Source organism: Acinetobacter bereziniae LMG 1003 = CIP 70.12 (assembly GCF_000368925.1).
Classification (GTDB): domain Bacteria; phylum Pseudomonadota; class Gammaproteobacteria; order Pseudomonadales; family Moraxellaceae; genus Acinetobacter; species Acinetobacter bereziniae.
Map to the genome: position 1 here is coordinate 296,457 of NZ_KB849756.1, position 22,443 is coordinate 318,899.

Below are 22,443 nucleotides of genomic sequence, written 5' to 3' on the forward strand. Positions count from 1 at the left end.
ATTATTTAATTGCATTAACCTTTTGGATCATTTTAGCAGTTAAATCATTCTTTGCGTCATACGCAAGTGCTGAATTTTTATTCAAAATAAAGTCTAAACCTGCTTCTTGGCGCAATTGTTCAGCAGCTTGCTTTACGCGCGTTTCAAAAGTCGTATTGGTATTTTGAATTGTGCTCTGAACTTTTGCCTGAACACCTTGCTGAATCGTTTGGAATTCATTTACTTTAGCTTGGTATTGCGCATTGATTTGCTGAACATTTGCACCTTGAGCTTGAGCTTTTTGCTTCAACGCTTCAATATCTTTAGTGATTTGTTCTAATTTAGTGGTTTGCGGTTTAACAGATTGCTCTAAACTTGCATTTTGCTGTTTTAAGAACGTACTACTCTCTACAACTTTTTCCAAGTCAACCACGCCAAAGCCCGCTGCTTGAACCAGTCCAGCAAACCCTAAGCCTAAGCCCATCACCATCATTTTCATTGTTTTCATATGTGTTCCTTATCGTCTTTAAATATTAAAGAAAGATCGCACTTAGAAAGTACGACCAATCTCAAATTGGATATTTTTAGTTTGATCGCCTGGTTTATCGTTCAATGGGTATGCATAACTCAATGAAAGTGGTCCAATCATGGTGATCCACGTAAAGCCTACGCCAACACTATAACGCATGTTGCTTAAATCAAAGTCATAGTTGTCTTTACAATATTGTTTTGCATCTACACCTTGATCTGAAGCCCCACCATTCCAGTACAGTTTTCCAGTTGCCGTACTACAGTTGGTATCAAATACTTGTGCGCCTTCTGCAAAAATCACTGGACGAATCTGGCGTGCCCAGTCCCCTTTGAATGGTACAGGAAGAGCTAACTCAGTACCGAACTGCACTAAAGCATTACCACCGACTTCTTCAGGATCATAATCTTTTGTAAGATTTTCATTATATGTTACACCAGGATATTTGGGACCCAAAGTACTGTTGTCATAACCACGTACCGAACCAAAACCACCTGCATAGAAGTTTTTATAGAATGGTAGATCATTACCATAACCTAACTTACCATAGCCACGTAACACAAAATCACGCCCTAATGGGAAATACGCCTGAGTATCATAAGTGATCTTTTGATATTCAACATCACTGCCAGGTAATGCTATTTCAGCATTCACTCGATGTGCTGTACCACTGGTTGGGAAAATCGGACGGTTTAAGGTGTTGTATGACCAACCTAAATTTAAATTATAGGTTAAATAATCACCCTCAAATGCATTTCCAAAAGTTACAGTTTGCCCTTCTGGACATATTTTCGGTCCATCTGGGTTACTCGGATCTGTAATCAGATCAACAGCACAGCGTGTTCCATAACCACGTGTCTTACCACCATTTTCTAGTAAATAGTCACGAACATAGGTCGAAACATAAGCACCAGTCGTTACCTTGGTTTTATCAATATTTAAACCTGCACTGATGTTTTGATTTTCATCAATTGGATAACCAAAGGTGAGTCCACCACCAATACTGTCAGTGACATAGTTGTTGACGTTATAGTTGTCATTCAGTTTGGTTTTACGATAATACATGTTATAGCCACGGCTTACCCCATCAATGGTAAAGTATGGATCTGTAACACTTAGATTATAATAATCTTGAGTTTCTGAACGAGATAAATCAATTGCAACACGGTTACCTGTACCCATAAAGTTGGTTTGGCTTAACCCTGCTTGGAATGTGATACCACCGTTTTGAGAATAACCCACAGCCAATGTACTGGTCCCTGAATGTTGCTCTTCAACATCAATATTCAAGTCCATTTGATCTGGTGTATTCGGTACACGCACAGGTTTAATATCAACTTTACTAAAGAAACCTGTACGCTCTAAACGCACCTTAGACAAGTCAATTTTTTCATTGCTTGCTAAAGCACCTTCCATTTGACGCATTTCACGACGAAGCACTTCATCAGCAGTTTTGGTATTCCCTGTAAAATTGATGCGTCGAACTGTGACTTGTTGACCTGGATTAATATAGTAGTTTAAATCCACCACATGGGTTTCATTATTGATTTCAGGGACAACATTCACTTCCGCGTAGTAATAACCCGCATTACCATATTTACGAAGTAAGAGTTGTTTCACCGCATTGACTTTTTCTTGTGAATAGGTTGTGCCATCTTTATAAATTTGCAATGCTTTAAGTTCATCAGGTTTATATAACGCATCACCCAAGAATTTAGACTCACCAAATTTAAATTGCTCACCCTCATTGACCGAAACTTCAATAAAGATATGTTTTTTGTCTTCGCTCAAATTGAGGTTTGAACTGTTAATATCGAAGTTGATATAACCTCTATTCAAATACAATGCACGTAGCGACTCTAAACTCGCAGACATCTTTTCACGAGCATAGCGGTCATTACGAGAAATCACAGAAAGCCAACCACTTTCTTTTACAGCAAATGCTTGCTTGATATCATCATCACTAACGACAGTATTACCAATAATATTGATATCAAAAACTTTAGCAGCTTTTCCTTCATTAAAATTGATATTCAGTTCAACACGGTTGTTTGGACGTGCAATTTGTTCAACTTTAATGTCAGCATCATAACGACCTTGCTGAGCATATTGTTGCTCTAATTCAGTTTCCAAAGTTTGTAATGCTGATTTTTTCAGCACTTCGCCTTCAGCCAGCCCCATTTTCTTTAAGCCGTCTGTTAAAGCTTCTTTCGGAATGAGTTTGTTGCCTTTAAAGTTAATCTTTGAAATAACAGGACGTTCAACAACTTTGAAAACCAATACATTATCTTGATTTGAAGCTTGAATATCATCAAAAAGATTTGATGCATACAAAGCACGAATAGACTCTGCGATAACTGGATCACTAACACGGTCACCACTATTTATTGGTAAAAGTGCAAGGACATTTTGTTGCGTTAAACGAACCAATCCATCTACACGAATATCACGTGCAATGAACTCATCTGCCGCGTGTACTTGCTGTACAGCTGCCATTGCACTAACGAGTGCCAATGGCATAAATAAATGTGAGTGCTGCATGCCTATTATTTTCCAGTAAGTTAATCCAGTATCGCGTTATAAACGCATAAAATCATTAAATATTGCAAGAAGCATCATGCTACCGAGCAGTACCATACCAATTTTTAACCCAACCAATTGTATTTGTTCAGAAACAGGCTTACCACGAATTGCTTCAATAATGTAGTAAACCAAATGTCCGCCATCTAACATTGGAATAGGTAATAAATTTAAAATCCCCAAACTTACACTCATCAAAGCCATAAAGGAAATAAAGGTTTGCCACCCCATTTCAGCACTTTGACCAGCAACTTTAGCAATGGTAATTGGACCAGATAAATTATCTAATCCAATTAAGCCACGTACCATTTTGACCATAGAATTCAAAATCATTGCTGAAAGTTGTCCTGTTTTTTCAACAGCAACAACAAATGCTTCAGCAGGATTGTATTGAATGGTTTGCTTATATTCAGCAGGAATAGACAATTTATCGGTCTGTGCTTGCACACCCAACATACCTGTCACATTCCCCATGTTGTCACGTTTACCTTGAGGCATCACTTGTAAATGTACAATTTGCCCTTGGCGTAACACATCCACATTGAGTAACTTTTCAGGTGATTTTTGTACCACATCTACCACATCAAACCAATCTTTCATTTTCACTTGATTGATCGAAATGATTTGATCACCCTCTTTCATCCCTTGGCGAATTGCAGCACCATCTGAACTTAACTTATAGACAGTGGCAGGAATATGCGGTCGATAAGGAGTAAAGCCAAGCACATCAAATGGTGACTGACTTTGATCTTTTAAGAAATCTTTAATGGGTAAAGCAAAACTTTGCGCTTGCCCATTACGCTCCACTTGTACATCAATATGACCCGTTTCGCCAACACGATCAACAATTGCGTAATTCAACTTTTCCCAGGTACTTGCTTGTGTACCATCAATCGCAACAATTTTATCACCCACTTGCATCTGAGCAGTCGCTGCAGGCGTATTCGGTAAAACAGCACCGACACGTGTATTCAGTTGTTCCTGTGCTGGTAAAAATAAAATCCAAAATAATAAAATTGCAAAAATCAGGTTAATAAATGGTCCTGCTGCAACAATGGCTATGCGCTTCCACGGAGATTGACGATTAAATGCAAAAGGCAGATCTTCTGCACTCACATTGCCCTCACGCTCATCCAGCATTTTGACATAACCACCGAGCGGCAAAGCTGACAGTTGATATTGAATACCTGATTTTTTAGAGGTCCATTTTAATAAAGTTGGACCAAATCCAATTGAATAAACAAGGACTTTTACACCAAGCTTTCGTGCTACCCAATAATGTCCAAATTCATGGATTGCAATCAATGGACCCAATAGCAATATCGCAGCGACAATGATAAATAGTACACTCATGATCAGCGTCCCAATTGTATAATGCGTTGTGAAGCAACTTGGCGGGCAAGTTGATCTGTCTGCAAAATCGTTTCAATCGAATCTGCTGAACCATTTTGAACGTGATTTAAAGTATGTTCAACCACTTGTGAAATTTCCAAGAAAGCAATCTTTTCCTGTAAAAAAGCTGCAACAGCGATTTCATTGGCTGCATTCAGAATTGATGGTGCAAGTCCTCCAGACTGCATGGCTTGACGAGCCAACTTAAGTGCTGGAAAACGAACAATATCTGGTGCTTGAAAATCAAGTTGCGAATGGATGAATAGATCTAAAGGTGGGACATGTGTTTCAATCCGCTCAGGCCATGCTAGTGCATGTGCAATCGGGGTACACATATCTGGATTACCCATTTGAGCCAAAGTCGAACCATCCACATACTGAACCATTGAATGAATGATACTTTGTGGATGAACAACAACTGTAACAAATTGTTCTTTAATTGAAAATAAATGACACGCTTCGATTAATTCCAAGCCTTTATTCATCAATGTTGCAGAATCAACAGAGATTTTTTGCCCCATTGACCAATTTGGGTGCTTACAAGCTTGTGCTGGTGTTACGGTTTGGAGTTGTTCAAGCGTATGATTCAAAAAAGGACCGCCTGAAGCGGTCAATAAGATTTGCTTTACCCCTAACAACGGTTCGCCTTGACGCTCAATCTGCAAATAATTTTGTGGAAGGCACTGAAAGATCGCATTATGCTCAGAATCTACAGGCAACAATAAAGCACCATGTTCTTGAGCTGCTTGCAACATCAGATCCCCCGACATCACCAAGGCCTCTTTATTTGCAAGCAATACACGCTTACCTGCTTTTACTGCAGCTAATGTTGGGAGTAATCCTGCAGCCCCAACGATTGCAGCCATCACCACATCCACATCAGGATGTTGTGAAACTTCAATCAAACCTGCTTCATCACTCAAGATTTCAATATCTGTAATCTTGTATGTAGTTAAGCGTTGTTTTAATTCATCAACTTTACTGAAAGGTACAACCACATACTTCGGTCGATACTGTTTGCATATTTCACTCAGTTCTTCTATTCGACTATATCCAGTCACAGCAAAAACCGAATACTGATCTGGATGCTGTTCTAAAATTTTTAAAGTACTGCGCCCAATAGAACCTGTAACACCTAATATACAAACAGATTGTGACATCTATAAATCTACACCAATAAGTTTTAAAACATACATTCCTGCTGCAAAAATAGGAGCTGCAGCAAGCAATGAATCAATACGGTCAAGTACCCCACCATGCCCTGGAAGGATACGACCTGAATCTTTAATTCCAGCGCGACGTTTGATCATAGATTCAAACAAATCGCCTAACACTGAACTAAATACCGTCACAATAGACAGAACAAGGAAAAGAATATGTTGTGAAAGCGTTAAATGTAGGTAAATCGATTGAACAATGACAATAACGATAGCAACTGTGATAATCCCGCCAATTAAACCTTCAATAGATTTATTTGGACTCACATCTGGTGCCAATTTACGCTTACCAAATTTACGACCAACGAAATATGCACCACTGTCCGCACCCCAAACCAGTAAAAACAGGTACATCAGCCACCACGGTGAACTCTTCCACACTTCAAAAATAGCGGTAACAGCAGCACTGATCAGCACCAATCCAACGATATTTAAAGTAACATTGTACCAACCATCATATTCAGGATAATTTTTAACCCAATACAGGCTACACAACCAAGTGAGGATAGATGCACTCCAAAGGATAAGTGCCAAATCATTAAAATATAATGCTAAACCAGAAAAGATAGCGGTGAGTAAACCAAATCCAGCAGCTTTTAACTTGTTTACAGAGTCAGATTCATGTGGCATGAGTTTAAACCACTCATAACCTGCCGCCCCAGCTGCGATAATCATTAACACTAACATCGGATATTGTGATTTTGTTGCAAATATGCAACTCAGCACGACTGCAACCAATACCAATGCGGTTATAATCCGCTCTAACATTATCAGTTCTCTATATGTTCTTGTTGAATTTGTTCAGATGTTTTTCCGAAACGTCTTTCTCGCCCTGAAAAAATATTAAACGCATGATCCAACTCTTGTACCGTAAACTCAGGCCACAAAGTCTGAGTGAAATACAACTCAGCATACGCAGCTTGCCACAATAAAAAGTTAGATAAGCGGTAATCACCGCCAGTACGAATCAACAAATCTACAGGTGGCAAATCGCCCAAACTTATTTGTTGTGCAAATAATTCAGTATTGATTTGATTCACATCAATTTTTCGATCTTTGACTTGTTGCGCAAGCTTACGTGCAGTATCTGTAATATCCCACATACCACCATAACTCACAGCAATTGTTAAAGTCATGTTACTGAACTTAGCAGTCCTTTGTTCAGCATGCAACATTAATTCACGTAGCTCTGGAGAAAGCCGACTACGATCACCAATAAATCTCAACGCAATTTCGAATTTTTCCATACGGGGAATTTGCTCATGAATTGTTTCTTCCAACAATTTCATTAACAAATCAACCTCATACTGTGGTCTATTCCAATTTTCACTTGAAAACGCAAACACAGTCAGGGCTTGAACACCCACTTTGCGGCAATGCTCTACAATTGGGTCAAGGACATTTTTACCTTCACGGTGCCCATCACCTTTTTGTAGTTGTTTCTTTTTAGCAAAACGATTGTTGCCATCCATAATGATGGCAACATGTTTTGGAAGATGGTTGTCTTCAGATGCGGTCATTATAAATCTTAGACCTTCATCAATTCAGCTTCTTTAGCAGCAAGACGTTTATCTACTTCAGCAACAAACTTGTCTGTAATTTTTTGGATATCATCACCTGCACGGCGCTCATCATCTTCAGAAATTTCTTTATCTTTCAATAATGCCTTAATATCACCCAAAACATCACGACGAATGTTACGAATCGCAACTTTGGCATTTTCAGCTTCATTACGTGCAACTTTTTGCATGTCTTTACGTGTTTCTTCAGTCAATGCAGCCATCGGTACACGAATTGCATCAGCAGTTACTGGGTTTAAACCCAAGTCTGATTCACGAATCGCTTTATCAATTGCAGATACCATTGAACGCTCAAATGGTTGTACCAACAAAGTACGTGAATCTTCAACACCAACGTTTGCAACTTGGTTTAATGGCACATCAGAACCATAGTAAGGAACCATAACACCATTGAGGATTGATGGATGCGCACGACCTGTACGAACCTTTGCAAAACCATGTTCCAAAGACTCCAATGATTTATTCATACGGTCTTCAGCGTCTTTTTTAAGATCGTTAATCATATGATCTTCCTTACTTATAAATGTGTATAACGTAAAATTGCAGTAGTATAAAGAGCTTTATCCCACACGTACATTAGTTTGTAACGTGTGTCCCTTCTTTTTCACCCATTACTACAGAAAGTAATGCACCTGATTTGTTCATATCAAACACTTGAAGTGGTACATTATGGTCACGACACAAACAAATTGCAGTTAAATCCATCACACCAAGTTTCTCATCCAATACTTGGTCAAAGCTTAAATGATCATATTTAATTGCATCGTCATATTTACTTGGGTCTTTGTTATAGACACCATCTACTTTTGTTGCTTTTAAAATAAGATCAGCTTCAATCTCAATACCACGTAAGCACGCTGCTGTATCAGTAGTAAAGAATGGGTTACCCGTACCTGCAACAAATACACAAACTTCACCTTGAGTAAGATGACGAATTGCATCACGGCTTGAATAAGACTCTACTACTGCACCAATTGGAAGCGCAGACATTAAACGTGTTTTAATGTTACGGCGTACCAAAGCATCACGTAATGCCAGACCATTCATGACAGTCGCAAGCATACCCATTTGATCGCCTGTTACTCGACCAACAAGCCCATCTTTTTGCAGTTGACTGCCGCGATATAAATTACCACCACCAACAACAATACCGACTTGCACACCTAAACCGACCAAGTGAGCAATAGATAAAGACATTTGATCCAACACAGGAGCATCAATCCCCATGTCTTTATTACCTGCAAGCGCCTCACCCGAAAGTTTGAGCAAAATTCGCTCATAGCGCGGCTTTTTAGAATCTAACATCACAAAACTCCAATACTTATATCTACAATTTTATTCGTATTCAATCAATTTGAAATCAATTACTTTTATGCCGATTTAATTTTAATCAACTTTGCAAATAAATCGTATTCATCTGCATCTGTGATTTCGACTTCAAGTAAGTCACCTGCTTTAATCAATGATTTATCGATATCTTCAACAAATACGTTACCATCAATTTCAGGTGCATCCGCATAAGAACGTGCAACAGCCACAGGGAACTCTTCTTCAAGATCATCCACTAAAACTGTCATGGTTTGACCAATACGTTTTTGTAATTTGGCAGCAGAAATCGCTTGCTGAACTTCCATAAAGCGTTCATAGCGCTCTTGCTTAATTTCTTCTGGAACGTGATCTGGCAAATCGTTGGCAGTCGCACCCTCTACAGGCGAGTAAGTAAAGCAACCAACACGATCAAGCTGAGCTTCTTGCAACCAATCCAGTAAAATTTGGAAATCTTCTTCAGTTTCACCTGGGAAACCGACTACAAATGTAGAGCGAATCACCAGTTCAGGACATTTTTCACGCCATAATTTTAGACGCTCTAATGTATTTTCACTATGGGCTGGTCGCTTCATCAATTTTAAGATGCGCGGACTGGCATGTTGAAAAGGAATATCTAGATATGGCAGGATTTTGCCTTGCGCCATCAAGTCAATCACCGCATCAACATGCGGATATGGATAGACATAATGTAAACGCACCCAAATTCCTAACTGACCTAATGCTTCGCACATGTCATAGAACTTGGTTTTAACAGGCTGACCATTCCAAAAATCAAGCTTATATTTAGTATCAACACCATAAGCAGAAGTATCCTGTGAAATCACCAAGACTTCTTTTACCCCTGCTTTTTTCAATGCTTGTGCTTCACTCAACACTGAGCCCACAGGACGTGATACAAGGTCACCACGCATACTTGGAATAATACAGAACGTGCAACGATGGTTACATCCTTCTGATATTTTTAAGTAGGCATAATGTTTTGGGGTCAAACGAATTCCTTGCTCTGGGACAAGGTCAATAAAAGGATTGTGCTTAGGTGGCTCTGGAACATACTGGTGTACAGCTTCCATCACTTCCTGATATGCAGCAGCACCTGTAACTTTGAGTACATTAGGGTGCATTTGGCGAATCTTGTCTTCGTCTTTACCTAAACAGCCAGTAACAATTACACGACCATTTGCGCTCATGGCTTCGCCAATAGCGTCTAAAGACTCTTGTACTGCAGATTCAATAAAACCACAGGTATTCACAACAACTAAATCAGCACCATCATAATCTGATGCAACATCATAACCTTCAGTTTTCAACTGAGTTAAAATTCGTTCAGAATCTACCAATGCCTTAGGACAACCTAAAGATACAAAACCGACTTTGGGGGACTTCATGAATCTGCGCTCCACTATAATCCGCGTATTGTATGACTTTTCCAGAGATAAAAACAGGTGGAAACACGACTCTTTGTATAATGCACCAAAATACATCCAATCAAATAATAAAATTCCAACATTGCACCATTTTGGAACACTATCATGATAGCTTAATATCATGATGACTGATGTACAGAGAATAAAGGTCGTTAAATGCGCAATTTTTATTATTCATGTAAGAAAACTGCGCAACAAATAAAAGTTGGCGCGCATCTTGCTTTATATGAGCACGATTTATATCAATTCAATACCCTTGATTGGGATAAATAGAATAGAGGTGCAGATGCCATTGCGCTATTTTAAGACAGGAAAGCTCTGCTAATGGATCAATACCCAACCATTGACTATCGACTGCTTGTGGATAATTTAACCACAGCAATCCTTTTGGTCGATTGTAATCTAAATATTTTTTATCTCAATTCATCTTGCGAAGCCCTGTTTGATATTAGTTTGTTTCGCGCCGCTGGTCAGCCTGTAATCAATATCTTGCATGCACCAAACGATAGCTTTAATACTTTGGATGCACTCAACAACACCATTAAAACAGGTCAAGCCTATACACGCCGTGAAGCGATTATCAATGTCAATTTTAAAGACATGCATGTTGATTACTCGGTATCTCAACTGAATACTGGCAAACCCTATCACCCATTATTGTTAATAGAATTGAATCCAATTGATCGGATGTTGAAAATTTCAAAAGAAGAGAATCTTATTCAGCAACACCAAGTCGCACGACAACTCATACGTGGCGTTGCACATGAGATTAAAAATCCATTGGGCGGTATTCGGGGTGCAACTCAGCTTTTAGCACGAAGTTTAAACGATCCTCAATATGCAGAATTCACAGATATTATTATCAGTGAAGTTGACCGCTTAAGAAACTTAGCAGACACCATGCTCGGCTCACGCCAACTTCCAAGTTATGAAGCGGTCAATGTTCACGAACCATTGGAACGCGTTCGTTCACTGATCGTGAATCAAACCAAGAAAAAAATTAAAATTACGCGTGACTACGATCTTTCTTTACCTGATGTAAAAGCAGATCGAGATCAATTGATTCAAGTCATGTTGAATATTAGTGTCAATGCGGTTCAAGCGATGACAGAAAATCGAGAATTCTTCATTGATCATCAACCCGAATTAATATTGCGTACACGCATCCAACGCCTTGTCACCATTAATGGCGTACTAAATAAATCAGCTATTCGTATTGATATCGAAGATAACGGTCCTGGTGTACCTGAGGAAATTTTAGAATCCGTCTTTTATCCACTTGTGACCGGTCGAGCCAAAGGGACTGGACTCGGTTTAAGCATTGCACAAAACATCATGCATCAACATAACGGAATGATTGAATGCCAATCTGTTCCGGGAAAAACAGTATTTAGCCTATATTTACCTTGGGAGTCTAACCATGTCGCATAATAAAATTTGGGTGATCGATGACGACCGAGCTATGCGTTGGGTCTTGGAAAAAACATTCAAAGAAGAAGGTTTTGATGTGACCAGTTTTGAAGAAGCACAATCTGCTTTAGATCAACTGCCAACTGATGCGCCAGATGTCATTCTGACAGATATTCGAATGCCAGGTATTGATGGTCTCACCTTCTTAGGCAAAGTCAAAGGAAGTTATCCAGATCTTCCTGTGATTATCATGACAGCCCACTCAGACTTAGAATCTGCAGTATCGAGCTATCAAACAGGTGCTTTTGAGTATTTACCAAAACCTTTTGATATTGATGAAGCGCTTGCACTGGTCAATCGTGCCATCCTACACATCAATAAATTACAACAACAAGAATCAGCAAAAGCAACCCCGATTCAGTCTACTGAAATCATTGGTGAATCTCCTGCCATGCAAGAGGTTTTCCGTGCAATTGGACGACTCTCACAATCTCATATCACCGTATTAATCAATGGTGAGTCTGGAACAGGGAAAGAATTAGTTGCTCATGCTTTACATCGCCATTCACCAAGAAGCAGCAAACCTTTTATTGCTTTAAACATGGCTGCAATTCCAAAAGATTTGATTGAAACTGAATTATTTGGACATGAGAAAGGTGCATTTACAGGTGCCAACACACAGCGTCAAGGACGCTTCGAGCAAGCCAATGGCGGTACGCTCTTTTTAGATGAAATTGGCGATATGCCTTTTGAAACACAAACCCGTTTGCTACGTGTTTTAGCTGATGGTGAATTCTATCGTGTTGGAGGACATATTCCTGTACGTGTAGATGTACGTATTGTTGCTGCCACACATCAAGACTTAGAAAAACTTGTACATGATGGTCGTTTCCGCGAAGACTTATACCATCGTTTAAATGTGATTCGCATTCATATTCCTAAACTGGCACATCGTTCTGAAGATATTCCAATGCTGGCACAGCACTTCTTGGCACGTGCTGGTAAAGAACTGGGCGTAAGTCCTAAAATTTTACGCCCAGAAACACAAGAATACATCCAGAAACTTCCTTGGCCAGGTAACGTGCGCCAATTGGAAAATACCTGCCGATGGTTAACTGTAATGATTACGGGTCGTGAAGTTTACCCAGAAGACTTACCTTCTGAGCTAAAACAGATTCCAATCAGCAAAACCGACGATCAAGGACAAATTCAAGCAGGCGTTGATCGTATTGCACTACACCATTGGGATGAACTTTTAGGTCAATGGGCGATTCAAAAACTCAAAAATGGCGAGATGAAAATCTTAGACATTGCCACGCCAATGTTCGAACGGACCTTGATTAATGCAGCACTACAACAAACACGTGGACGCAAACGACATGCTGCTGAGTTATTGGGTTGGGGACGCAATACTTTAACCCGTAAACTCAAAGAATTAGGCATGGACTCCACTGAAGATGATGAAGAGGAGGATAAAACTGTATTAGCTGAATAACTGATGTTACACAGTAACTCTAAAATTAAATTTTGGAGCTAGAAGAATGTGGATACGCGGAAACGTCATCCGCAATTGCTTGAGGCAGGACTCCTTCTAATAAGTAAAGTTTCTGCGAAACTTTGAATATTGTGACGATAGTGAACGAGTTCTGCGGATGACAATGGTTTTGGGTACTTTTGACAAAACAAAAGTACCTTGAGCCGAAGGCTATTCCATAAATTTAAACTTTGGATGTAAGACTCCGTCGTGTAAATTTAGCTTTTTCTTTTTTACCTACTTAATTTAAATCAAGTGCGTAACATCAGTGAATAATAAATCACTCATAAATATAAAGTTTACTCCAACCATATTTGCTAAGAATATGGTTGTTTTTTATGTGCCTATCGTTAAGAATAGCCACGTGAAATTAAACTTTATCGCTAGGATAAAAATGAACAAAACTGTTGTTGTTATCGGCTTACTTTCAATCTTGACTGTTGCGTGCTCTAAAAACAAACCGCATGACAATGTAGAGCATCAGGCAGAAAAAGTAGCAGAAGAAAAACCGCTGAAAGCTGCAAATTCAGATGATTGCTTTAAGTTAGAAGCCAATAAACAGTTCACTTTAAACAACAGTGATGAAACTGAGATTCAAATTGTTCCGACGACATTTAACAGTCAGAATGCAATTGCAATTGTGAGACAAGGTGCTGGTGTTCGTACAGATTATATCTACGATCTCACGGGTCGTACCATGTTGGCGAATTTAGATTATGGTATTGCCGCACTGGGTTCAAATCCCAATGACGTATTGGTCAAAACCACCTATCAAGCTCCTCTTCCAACCTTTCCATCTAACCTTAAGCCTCATCAAAAATTTCAGATGACTTATAATGCTGTTATTGAATCTCAACTAGACAATACAGACAAGTCTGAAAATAATAAAACTGTTGATATTGAATTTGTTGGTTTTGAAAATCTCAGCTTAATTGACAATAACAACAATACTTTAAAATTCAACAATGCATGTCATTTTGTCTCGCAAATTGGCGATAGCACGCTAGATGAATGGTATGCTGAAGGTTATGGGCAAATTAAATATATTAAAAGAAAAGCCAATGGTGAAGTGAAAAGCAGTGAAGCTATTGGTGACGATCCAGAACCTGAATCCAAATAAACAAAAAGCCAGTTAAAAATGCTTTAACTGGCTTTTTTCGGTAAAAATACAGCTTATTTCATAAAACCTGAGACTAGGTTCAATACATTCTGAATATCGCCATTGGCTTCATTATGATCCGTAGCATCACCTTGTGGTGTAAGTGAATCAATGATTTGCGGTAGCACTGTTGAAATTGCACCATACACTTCATTGGTCGGAACATTAGCCTGTTGAGCAACTTGTTCAACTTGTTGACCACCAAACAAACTTTGAATTTGATCTACATTTATTCCACTATTGCCTTGTGATGGATCAACCCAACTTTGAACTTGTCCGCCCAAACCTGCACCTTGCAGTTTAGCCAAAGCCCCTTGCAACCCACCATTTTGCTGAATCCACCCTAAAACTAGCGGAACCACTGCAATCAATAAAGAAGAAGCATTAAAACCACTTGCCTTAGGTGCTTGTTGTTGTTGACCACCTGTTAAGCCTCCGAGGACTGAACCCAATACCCCACCCAGTCCACTGCCTTGTGACTGTTGTTGACCACCTAAACCACCAAGCACTGAGCCCAATACACCGCCTAATCCGCCACCAAGCCCGCCTTGTGATTGTTGTTGTCCGCCAAGTGCTTGTTTTGCTAAAATTTCAACAATATTTGTTAAATCTGTCATGAAGTTTTCCTTTTTTAAGTTTTATGACACGACTACAGCATACTTGGCTTTAATATATTCACCAAAATTGGAATTGTTAATTTTTGCAATGTCTTAATGTAATTTTTACCCCACACACACAGACATTACCAACGAAACTTATTCCAGTTTTCAGGGTTTGCCCAAAACTTAGAATTAAACCAGTCTGGTACATGTTTGTAGGTTAAAATATTAAATTGCCATAGTGCAAAATCATTTTCATGTGAGGTCTTGTCAATCAATTGAGTAAAGCCCAGTGATCTAAGCAAATGCTCATCATTGAGCCTGCAAGCCACCACGATTCGTCTTGCCAAAAGATCACGCAACTTCACCAACAGTTGCGATTTATGCAAATCTGAAACACCTAGCATATCTTCTGTATCTAAAACAACAAATCCTAAATCATATCGCTGGGTAAAAGGCAGATTTAAAAACTCAGATACGTTAAAATAGGACCACTGAATTGAATAATTTGTAGAGTATTGCGCCAAATTTTGCCCAATACACAATGCAGTTTGAATTGGCTGTTCTTGCGATAAATCGTCTAGCATTGAAGTGATGACATTTTGCTCAGCCATAACTGCACCTTTTTTGAAGCGAGTAATTAAACATGGAACTACAAGGCATTTGTCATAAAATGCATGCAGGTCTTAAAGACCTTAGTTTAACTGATCAGCAAACACATAAGGCAAATGTTGAATATAAATTTATATTAGATCGCTCAGAAATCGAGCTTCCATTTAGCTTGGGACAAGAAATTGAGATTGAAGCAACTGGAAATATATACTGTGTTTCTTGTGGTGCGAAAACGCCTAAGTCTTATTCACAAGGTCACTGCTTTAAATGTATGAAAACCAAAGCATCTTGTGATATGTGCATTATGAAGCCTGAAACTTGCCATTATCATTTGGGCACCTGTCGAGAAGATGATTTTGCGCATGAAGTGTGCTTCCAACCGCATATTGTATATCTAGCGAATTCAAGTGCATTAAAAGTAGGAATTACCCGCTTAGGTCAAATGCCTACACGTTGGTTAGATCAAGGCGCAACTCAAGCTTTACCAATTATGAAAGTGGGTTCACGCCGTTTATCTGGACAACTTGAAGTGATGTTTGGTTCACAGGTTGCTGATAAAACAGATTGGCGCAAGTTGTTAAAAGGCGAAGCTGAACCGATTAATCTGATTGAAATACGTAATGAGTTGGTACAAGAATTTGCACCTAAAATTCAAACCATTCGAGATGAATTTGCACAACACCTTGAGTTTAACGAGACAGTTGAATTGCTTGAAGAAGAATTACCGCGTGAATTTGTCTACCCTGTTGATATTTATCCTGAAAAGATTAAATCTCACAATCTAGATAAAACACCAATTATTCGTGGCAAATTACAAGGGATTAAAGGTCAATATTTAATTATGGATACGGGTGTGATTAATATCCGTAAATATACAGGCTATGAACTAAAAGTTCGGGCAGAGTAATCATCCATTTTGTGTCGAATTTAATATTTATAAAACTCCTCTCTGATTTAAATCTAGGAGGAGTTTTTTATTAAATTTCTTGCCAAACCAATAGGCTTCCTGAAAACTTGCAAACAACCAATATCAAAAGTCTATAACTCAATATTGCTAGAATTAAATAAATTAATTCAATCATTTAATCAAACGATTAACTTTATAGTCATGATTTTAACAGTGCTAAAATTGCTTGTACTGGATCTTCACTATTTCCTGCCAAAAGCTGCTTATGCATTGTAATCAACTGCATCACCTGAATTTGAGCAGTTTCAATATCCATCAACTTTTCTATCTCATGTGCTAATTTTTCAGGCGTAGCATCTTTTTGAATCAACTCTTGAATTGCTTTCTTTCCCGCAATAATATTCGGTAAAGAATAATAAGGAATTTTGACCAGTAATTTGGCAATCACATAAGTCAGCCAATTGAGTTTATAAAAAGTGACCATTGGTCGATGCAACAATAAAGCTTCCAAAGTTGCTGTACCTGAAGCCAAGGCGACAATATTTGCAGCATTCATAACCTGACGACCAATTTTTGACTCTTTATCGGTATTTTCCAACAAGTGAATTTTTGCGATCAAATCACTTGGATAATGCTTTAATAATGCTTCAATTTGTTGTTTGCGCTGATCATTAATTGCAGGAATAACAAACTGATATTCAGGGTATTTATGATGAATAATATTTGCAGCATCTAAAACCAAAGGTCCAAGTCGTTCAATTTCACCACGGCGACTTCCGGGCAATAACGCAATGTGCTTTTGACTGAGATCCAAACCCAGCTCTTGTTTGGCATCCAAGATTGGATTTTGTAAAGGCAGCTGACTAGCAAGCGGATGACCCACAAAAGCAGCTGGAACTGCAAATTTTTGATAGAAGCTTTTTTCAAAAGGAAATAAACAAAGCACGAGATCGATGCAGGCTTTAATCCCATGTACCCGTCCTTGTCGCCACGCCCAAACGGATGGGCTGACATATTGAACCGTTTTAATTGGCAGATTTTTTTGTTTTAAACTCTTCGACAAACGTAGATTAAAATCTGGAGCATCAATACCAATAAAAATATCGACTGGATTGACTGACCATTTTTCAACCAAACCATCACGTACCGCAAACAGCTTTTTTAAATCTTTAAGGACTTCCACAATCCCCATTACAGATAAAATATCCATTGGATAAAAACTGTTGAATCCTTCCGCGATCATTTGAGGTCCACCAATCCCCTCAAACTCAGCATCTATACCCTGTTCACGAAAACTACGAATAAGTTTAGCCCCTAAAGTATCTCCTGACACTTCACCGACCACAATTCCAATTTTAAGCTTCCGATTTTGCAAGATATTCTTCCCATTTTGCAGTATACATGCATCATAGCATAGTCAAATTAGTTTCACCGCAATGCCTTTATACAATCAGGATAAAGCCTTACATGAATTTGAACGGCTTATAACAATGATATTGGATGACAATTCACTCAGTTTTCTATCATTAATCTATTTTCTATTTATATTTTCAATTAGCCGACTATTGTCTCACAGATAGACAAACAATAAACTAAGCGATAATTATTATCATTTAAGACCACAATGATCAACTCTCTCCCAACCCGCTTTAAACTCTCGCTCATGAGTTTAGCCGTATTCACTGCGCAACAAAGTTTTGCTGATGATTTACAAAACTTACCCACGATTTCCGTTCAAGCGACAGCTGAACAAACGGAATTAAGCTCCGAGCAAAGCAAATCGTATATCGTTAAAAAATCAACCAGCGCTGCCAAGCTGAATATCCCTGTTAAAGAAACTCCGCAAACAGTCAATGTCGTTACACGGCAGCAAATGAATGATTTTGCAATGAATAGTACCAGAGATGCCTTGAGTAATACGCCTGGAATCACTGTCAGCAATCAAGAAACTGAGCGCTCAACCTATACTGCTCGTGGTTTTGAAATCTCAAATCTATTAACGGATGGGGTTGGATTCCCTTCAAGTAGTTATAATTATAACAACACCAATCCAGACACTTATTTTTATGATCGAATTGATGTGATTAAAGGTGCAGATGCACTGACCAATGCCTTCGGTGATCCAAGTGCAACTATTGATTATATTCGTAAACGACCAACGCAAGAGTTTCAAGCCAATGCGGGTATTAGTTATGGTTCTTGGAATACTCAACGTTATGAGGCAGATGTTTCTGGTGCGTTGAATAAAGATGGTAGCATTCGTGGTCGCTTGATGGGCTACGAGCAAACTGGGGATTCTTATCTCGATCGTTATTCATCAGAGAAGAATGGCTTTTCAGGCATCATTGATGCAGACCTGACAGATTCCACCCTACTTACCGTAGGTTATAGTCAACAACAAAATAAACCAAATGCAAATAACTGGGGTGCTTTGCCACTTCTAGGTGCAGATGGAAAGCAACTTTCCTATAATCGTGATTATAACCCTAATCCAGATTGGGCATATTGGGACAACAAAACACAAAATGCTTTTGCAGAGTTAAAGCAAAAGATTAATGAAAAATGGACAGCCAAGCTTAGCTATAATTATACCCAAACCGATCATAACAGTAACTTACTCTATTATTATGGTTATCCTGATCAAAATGGTGGAGATGTCGCTCTTACTGCTTGGGGTGGCAAAGAAAGTCTAAAAAGTCATTTTGCTGATTTGAATGTACAAGGCTCATATTCACTATTTGGTCGTGAGCATGAAGCAACTCTAGGTTATAGTTATCTACAAAACAAGCAATATGATCAACAGACATCAGGCACAATTAATGATAGCAATATCAGGAACGATAATTCATTAGGCTACTTACGCCAATTCACTACAGACTGGGCAAGCTGGACACCTCAATCAGTCACTTGGTCAGCTTTTAGTGAGGCTGCAAACTATACGCAAAAGCTCAATTCAGTATATGCAGCGACACGCGTACACTTAAATGATGATTTAAAACTATTACTTGGTTTAAATTATGTTCAAGCTAAGAGTGAAGGTAAAAGTTATGGCTCATCAATGGCATATGATGAAAACAAAGTATCCCCATATGCTGGAATTACCTATAACTTCACTCCAGAATATACAGGTTATTTAAGCTATACCTCTATTTTCCGTCCACAATCTGGATTAGGAACGGATAATAAAGCACTCAAGCCTGTTGAGGGTGAAAGTTATGAGGCGGGTATTAAGAGTTCATGGCTAGATGACAAACTTACTGGAACCTTGGCTGTGTTCCGTACAGAACAAACGAATTATCCTCTACGCAATTCTGACGGAAACCCACTCAATCGTAAGGTGGAAACCAGCGACTTACGCTCTCAAGGTGTTGAAGTTGGTTTGGCTGGGCAATTAACAGATCACTTAAATATTGCATTTGGTTATAGCCAATTTAGCTTAAAAGATTTAAAAAATGGTGGTGATGCACGGACCTATAATCCAAATCAAACCATTAATCTTTTGACCACCTATACTGTACCTGCACTACCAAAGCTTAAAGTGGGTGCATCATTGCAATGGCAAGAGGCAACCAAGCTGTATGATTCTTCTGTAAATAGTACAATTACCCAAGATGCATATGCGTTAGTGAATCTGATGACCAGTTATGATTTAAACAATCATATATCGCTACAGGCAAATGCAAACAATGTAACAGACAAAAAATATTTATACAGTTTTCCAGATGGTCAGGCATTTTATGGTGCGCCAGCCAACTATAGTGTTGCTGTAAAATTTAAATATTAATCGGAACTCGCCTTAGTCCTAAGTGATTAAGGCGTTTTTAATTGTAAAAAAGTGCCCTTTATGCAAACTGTTCTTTACCCCTTATCAGTGTTATACCGCTTTATACTGGCATTCGGTATTGGCTATGCAGGTAGCTATTTATTATCAGTCGCATTGATTGATGTATTTTATCCTTACTTGGCAAAAGCCGAGTCTATTTATTTGGCCGCATTTATCGCACTGTTTTTTTACATTGTTTTTGTGATTATCAGTTTTTGTGTACGTTCTCTAAAAAAGCTGTCGATAATCAGCCTCATACTCATGATTGCCCTCTTTCTCTTTTCAAAATTCATAGGTTAGCTCATGCATAAATCTGTTCGTCAATCTATGGCATGGTTACACTCTTGGATTGGTCTGAGTTTTGGTTGGTTACTGTTTGCAATTTTTTTAACCGGTACTGTGACTTACTATCGGCATGAAGTGAATATGTGGATGCAACCACAATTTGCCAGTATGCAAGTCAATCAGCAAACGGCTGTGCAATCTGCTTATGATTATCTACAGAAAAATGCACCCAATGCTAAAAGTTGGTATATCGGTATCGCCAATCCGAATAGCCCAGTCAATAAGATTTATTGGCAAAAAGCAGATGGTGGATACGAAAGTAAAACTTTAGATGCCAATAATGGTCAAGAACTCAGTCTTTCTGCAACACAAGGCGGCGATTTTTTTTATAGTTTCCATTATCAGTTATATGGCATTCCCTATGCAATTGGGCGTTTAATTGTTACCTTTGCTGCACTGATTATGTTTATTACCTTAATTTCGGGCATCATTACGCATAAAAAAATATTCACTGAATTCTTTACTTTAAGAGCCTTTAAAGGTCAACGCTCGTATTTGGATTTCCACAATATGAGCTCTGTCATTGCATTGCCTTTTTTCTTAACCATTACCTTTACAGGGCTAGCTATCTTTTTCTACTTGCTCTTTCCTGCGGGTATGAAAAAATCTTATCCAGACAATCCATTTCAATATTTCGATGAGATTCGCAATATTTCAACAACAGCGAAAGACCAAACTGTAATACCTGAAAAGATGAAACCAATTCAGTACTTTCTCCAACAAGCGCAACAACAATGGGGAAAAACCAGTTTTGATCATATCGCTGTGGACCAACCGAACACACAATTAGCCAAAGTAACAGTCACAGCTTTGGAAGACCATTCCATCACTCGAAATCAAGCACAAATGAGTTTTAATGGCGCTACAGGCACAATCTTAGGCAACACGCGTAATAACAGTGCCATCGCAACATTAAATGCGAGCATGTATGGTTTACATATGGCAAATTTTGCTCAACCACTTTTGCGATTAGCTTTGTTCTTTTCTGGCTTGCTGGGCTGTGCAATGATTGCCTCTGGTTTATTATTATGGAGCCTAAAACGCCAACTTCAAAAGAAAAATGACCAATTTCACTTTGGACACTACTTGGTCAATCGATTAAACACAGCACTGATTCTTGGCTTACCGATTGCCACGTTAGGTTACTTATATGCCAACCGAATTGTCAGTATAAAAGCAGATGGTCCTAATTATGAAATCTATACTTTTTTTTATTTATGGCTATTCAGCTTGATTATTGCTCTAGTTTCTAAACAGCAATATTTGTGGAAAACACAGCTTAAACTAATTATTGTAATGACATTAGCATTGCCAATTTTCAATCTCTATTATCTTATTTCAAACCATTATATTCATTCAATCCATGATTATTGGTTATTCCTACGTGTAGATGTCATGATTTGGATGATTGCGTTCTTAGGTATATTTTTACATCAAAAAATTACACCAATTCAAAATAAAGCTGTGGCAAAAATTCAGAAAAAATTAACCCACAAACAAATTCAGGAAATAAGCTCATGATATTTGCTCTTGCATCATTATTGATTTTAATAGCAAGTTATGGACTTTACCTTGTCAGTTCTAAACAGATTAATAAAACACAGAAGAGTCGATTTTCTGTGCTTAGCAAACATGTTAAATCTGTAAAACTCACTGCATTCATTTGCATTGTCATTGCCTTGTTGCTCTATAACCTAGAGTATGGCGATAGCATTTCATTTGTTGCTTTATGTGTGCTCAGCACACCGCTACTGTTTGGATTAATTCTGTCGATAAATGATTTAAAACCTAAAACCAAAAAATAGCAGTACCCTTTCCTCCAAGGAGTTCTTGAGTCTTTATCTTTAAAAATATATGACAAGATAGACAAAAAAACTGAATTACATTTTTACTTTAACAAATAAAACACTGTATGAATAAGCAACAATACAGTGTTTATATGAAACATGGCTGAGTCAAAACCAGTGAATAAAATTCAACCATTTAGTTTACTTTTCATCTATTTTTTACTTATTGTTAAAATA

At 38.4% G+C, this 22,443-nt stretch carries 20 protein-coding genes; 8 read left to right on the forward strand and 12 right to left on the reverse strand.

Annotated elements, in window-relative coordinates:
* Window position 1: 1 nt before the first annotated feature.
* From F938_RS11500 to rimO, 9 genes are all read right to left on the reverse strand, one after another.
* Window positions 2-487 (reverse strand): OmpH/Skp family outer membrane protein, encoded by a 486-nt coding sequence (locus tag F938_RS11500; RefSeq protein ID WP_005031942.1) that lies wholly within the window; start codon window positions 485-487, stop codon window positions 2-4.
* A 42-nt stretch (window positions 488-529) separates the two neighbouring features.
* Complete coding sequence (bamA, locus tag F938_RS11505) at window positions 530-3,049, reverse strand: outer membrane protein assembly factor BamA (protein WP_005031944.1); 2,520 nt, start codon at window positions 3,047-3,049, stop codon at window positions 530-532.
* Window positions 3,050-3,085: 36 nt separating this feature from the next.
* Window positions 3,086-4,441 (reverse strand): RIP metalloprotease RseP, encoded by a 1,356-nt coding sequence (rseP, locus tag F938_RS11510; protein WP_005031946.1) that lies wholly within the window; start codon window positions 4,439-4,441, stop codon window positions 3,086-3,088.
* Between the two features lie 2 nt (window positions 4,442-4,443).
* Window positions 4,444-5,640: a 1-deoxy-D-xylulose-5-phosphate reductoisomerase gene (ispC, locus tag F938_RS11515; RefSeq protein WP_005031947.1), complete on the reverse strand. Its 1,197-nt coding sequence runs from the start codon at window positions 5,638-5,640 to the stop codon at window positions 4,444-4,446.
* Complete coding sequence (locus tag F938_RS11520) at window positions 5,641-6,465, reverse strand: phosphatidate cytidylyltransferase (RefSeq protein WP_005031949.1); 825 nt, start codon at window positions 6,463-6,465, stop codon at window positions 5,641-5,643. It lies immediately after the preceding gene.
* Window positions 6,466-6,467: 2 nt separating this feature from the next.
* Window positions 6,468-7,217, reverse strand: a complete 750-nt coding sequence (uppS, locus tag F938_RS11525; protein WP_004830470.1) for a polyprenyl diphosphate synthase — start codon at window positions 7,215-7,217, stop codon at window positions 6,468-6,470.
* Window positions 7,218-7,225: 8 nt separating this feature from the next.
* The gene (gene frr / locus F938_RS11530; RefSeq protein WP_004830469.1) at window positions 7,226-7,780 is read right to left on the reverse strand and encodes a ribosome recycling factor; all 555 of its coding nucleotides are present in this window, start codon (window positions 7,778-7,780) and stop codon (window positions 7,226-7,228) included.
* 73 nt (window positions 7,781-7,853) lie between these two features.
* The gene (gene pyrH / locus F938_RS11535; protein ID WP_004830468.1) at window positions 7,854-8,582 is read right to left on the reverse strand and encodes a UMP kinase; all 729 of its coding nucleotides are present in this window, start codon (window positions 8,580-8,582) and stop codon (window positions 7,854-7,856) included.
* 65 nt (window positions 8,583-8,647) lie between these two features.
* Window positions 8,648-9,991 carry a 30S ribosomal protein S12 methylthiotransferase RimO gene (gene rimO, locus F938_RS11540; protein ID WP_005031951.1) on the reverse strand — a complete coding sequence of 448 codons (1,344 nt, stop codon included), beginning with the start codon at window positions 9,989-9,991 and terminating at the stop codon, window positions 8,648-8,650.
* A gap of 363 nt (window positions 9,992-10,354) precedes the next feature.
* On the opposite strand from rimO, the gene glnL reads away from it, so the two are divergent.
* The 3 genes from glnL (at window position 10,355) to F938_RS11555 (ending at window position 14,094) form a co-directional block, all read left to right on the forward strand.
* Complete coding sequence (glnL, locus tag F938_RS11545; RefSeq protein ID WP_004830465.1) at window positions 10,355-11,461, forward strand: nitrogen regulation protein NR(II); 1,107 nt, start codon at window positions 10,355-10,357, stop codon at window positions 11,459-11,461.
* Window positions 11,451-12,935: a nitrogen regulation protein NR(I) gene (glnG, locus tag F938_RS11550; RefSeq protein WP_004830464.1), complete on the forward strand. Its 1,485-nt coding sequence runs from the start codon at window positions 11,451-11,453 to the stop codon at window positions 12,933-12,935. The genes glnL and glnG overlap by 11 nt, the downstream gene beginning before the upstream one ends.
* Window positions 12,936-13,368: 433 nt before the next feature.
* Window positions 13,369-14,094 carry a hypothetical protein gene (locus tag F938_RS11555; protein WP_005031957.1) on the forward strand — a complete coding sequence of 242 codons (726 nt, stop codon included), beginning with the start codon at window positions 13,369-13,371 and terminating at the stop codon, window positions 14,092-14,094.
* Window positions 14,095-14,147: 53 nt separating this feature from the next.
* On the opposite strand, the gene F938_RS11560 is transcribed toward F938_RS11555, so the two are convergent.
* Both F938_RS11560 and F938_RS11565 read right to left on the reverse strand, forming a co-directional pair.
* Entirely contained in the window at window positions 14,148-14,750 is a 603-nt protein-coding gene (locus F938_RS11560; protein WP_005031959.1) for a YidB family protein, read from the reverse strand.
* A gap of 125 nt (window positions 14,751-14,875) precedes the next feature.
* Window positions 14,876-15,346: a DUF6231 family protein gene (locus tag F938_RS11565; protein ID WP_004830460.1), complete on the reverse strand. Its 471-nt coding sequence runs from the start codon at window positions 15,344-15,346 to the stop codon at window positions 14,876-14,878.
* A 32-nt stretch (window positions 15,347-15,378) separates the two neighbouring features.
* On the opposite strand from F938_RS11565, the gene F938_RS11570 reads away from it, so the two are divergent.
* Window positions 15,379-16,251 (forward strand): DUF2797 domain-containing protein, encoded by an 873-nt coding sequence (locus F938_RS11570; RefSeq protein WP_005031961.1) that lies wholly within the window; start codon window positions 15,379-15,381, stop codon window positions 16,249-16,251.
* Between the two features lie 199 nt (window positions 16,252-16,450).
* On the opposite strand, the gene lpxB is transcribed toward F938_RS11570, so the two are convergent.
* Window positions 16,451-17,626, reverse strand: a complete 1,176-nt coding sequence (lpxB, locus tag F938_RS11575; RefSeq protein ID WP_005031963.1) for a lipid-A-disaccharide synthase — start codon at window positions 17,624-17,626, stop codon at window positions 16,451-16,453.
* A 249-nt stretch (window positions 17,627-17,875) separates the two neighbouring features.
* Here lpxB and F938_RS11580 point away from each other — a divergent pair, with 249 nt between their 5' ends.
* Genes F938_RS11580 through F938_RS11595 form a run of 4 tightly spaced genes read left to right on the forward strand, consistent with a single transcriptional unit; the run spans window position 17,876 to window position 22,224 of the window.
* Complete coding sequence (locus tag F938_RS11580; RefSeq protein ID WP_005031966.1) at window positions 17,876-20,035, forward strand: TonB-dependent siderophore receptor; 2,160 nt, start codon at window positions 17,876-17,878, stop codon at window positions 20,033-20,035.
* A 60-nt stretch (window positions 20,036-20,095) separates the two neighbouring features.
* Window positions 20,096-20,374: a hypothetical protein gene (locus F938_RS11585; protein ID WP_005031969.1), complete on the forward strand. Its 279-nt coding sequence runs from the start codon at window positions 20,096-20,098 to the stop codon at window positions 20,372-20,374.
* 3 nt (window positions 20,375-20,377) lie between these two features.
* A complete protein-coding gene (locus tag F938_RS11590) occupies window positions 20,378-21,940 on the forward strand; it encodes a PepSY-associated TM helix domain-containing protein (protein ID WP_005031971.1) in 1,563 nt (520 codons plus the stop codon).
* Window positions 21,937-22,224, forward strand: coding sequence for a hypothetical protein (locus F938_RS11595; RefSeq protein WP_005031974.1), 288 nt, complete (start codon window positions 21,937-21,939; stop codon window positions 22,222-22,224). Before F938_RS11590 ends, F938_RS11595 begins: the two co-directional genes overlap by 4 nt.
* The last annotated feature ends 219 nt before the right edge of the window (window positions 22,225-22,443 follow it).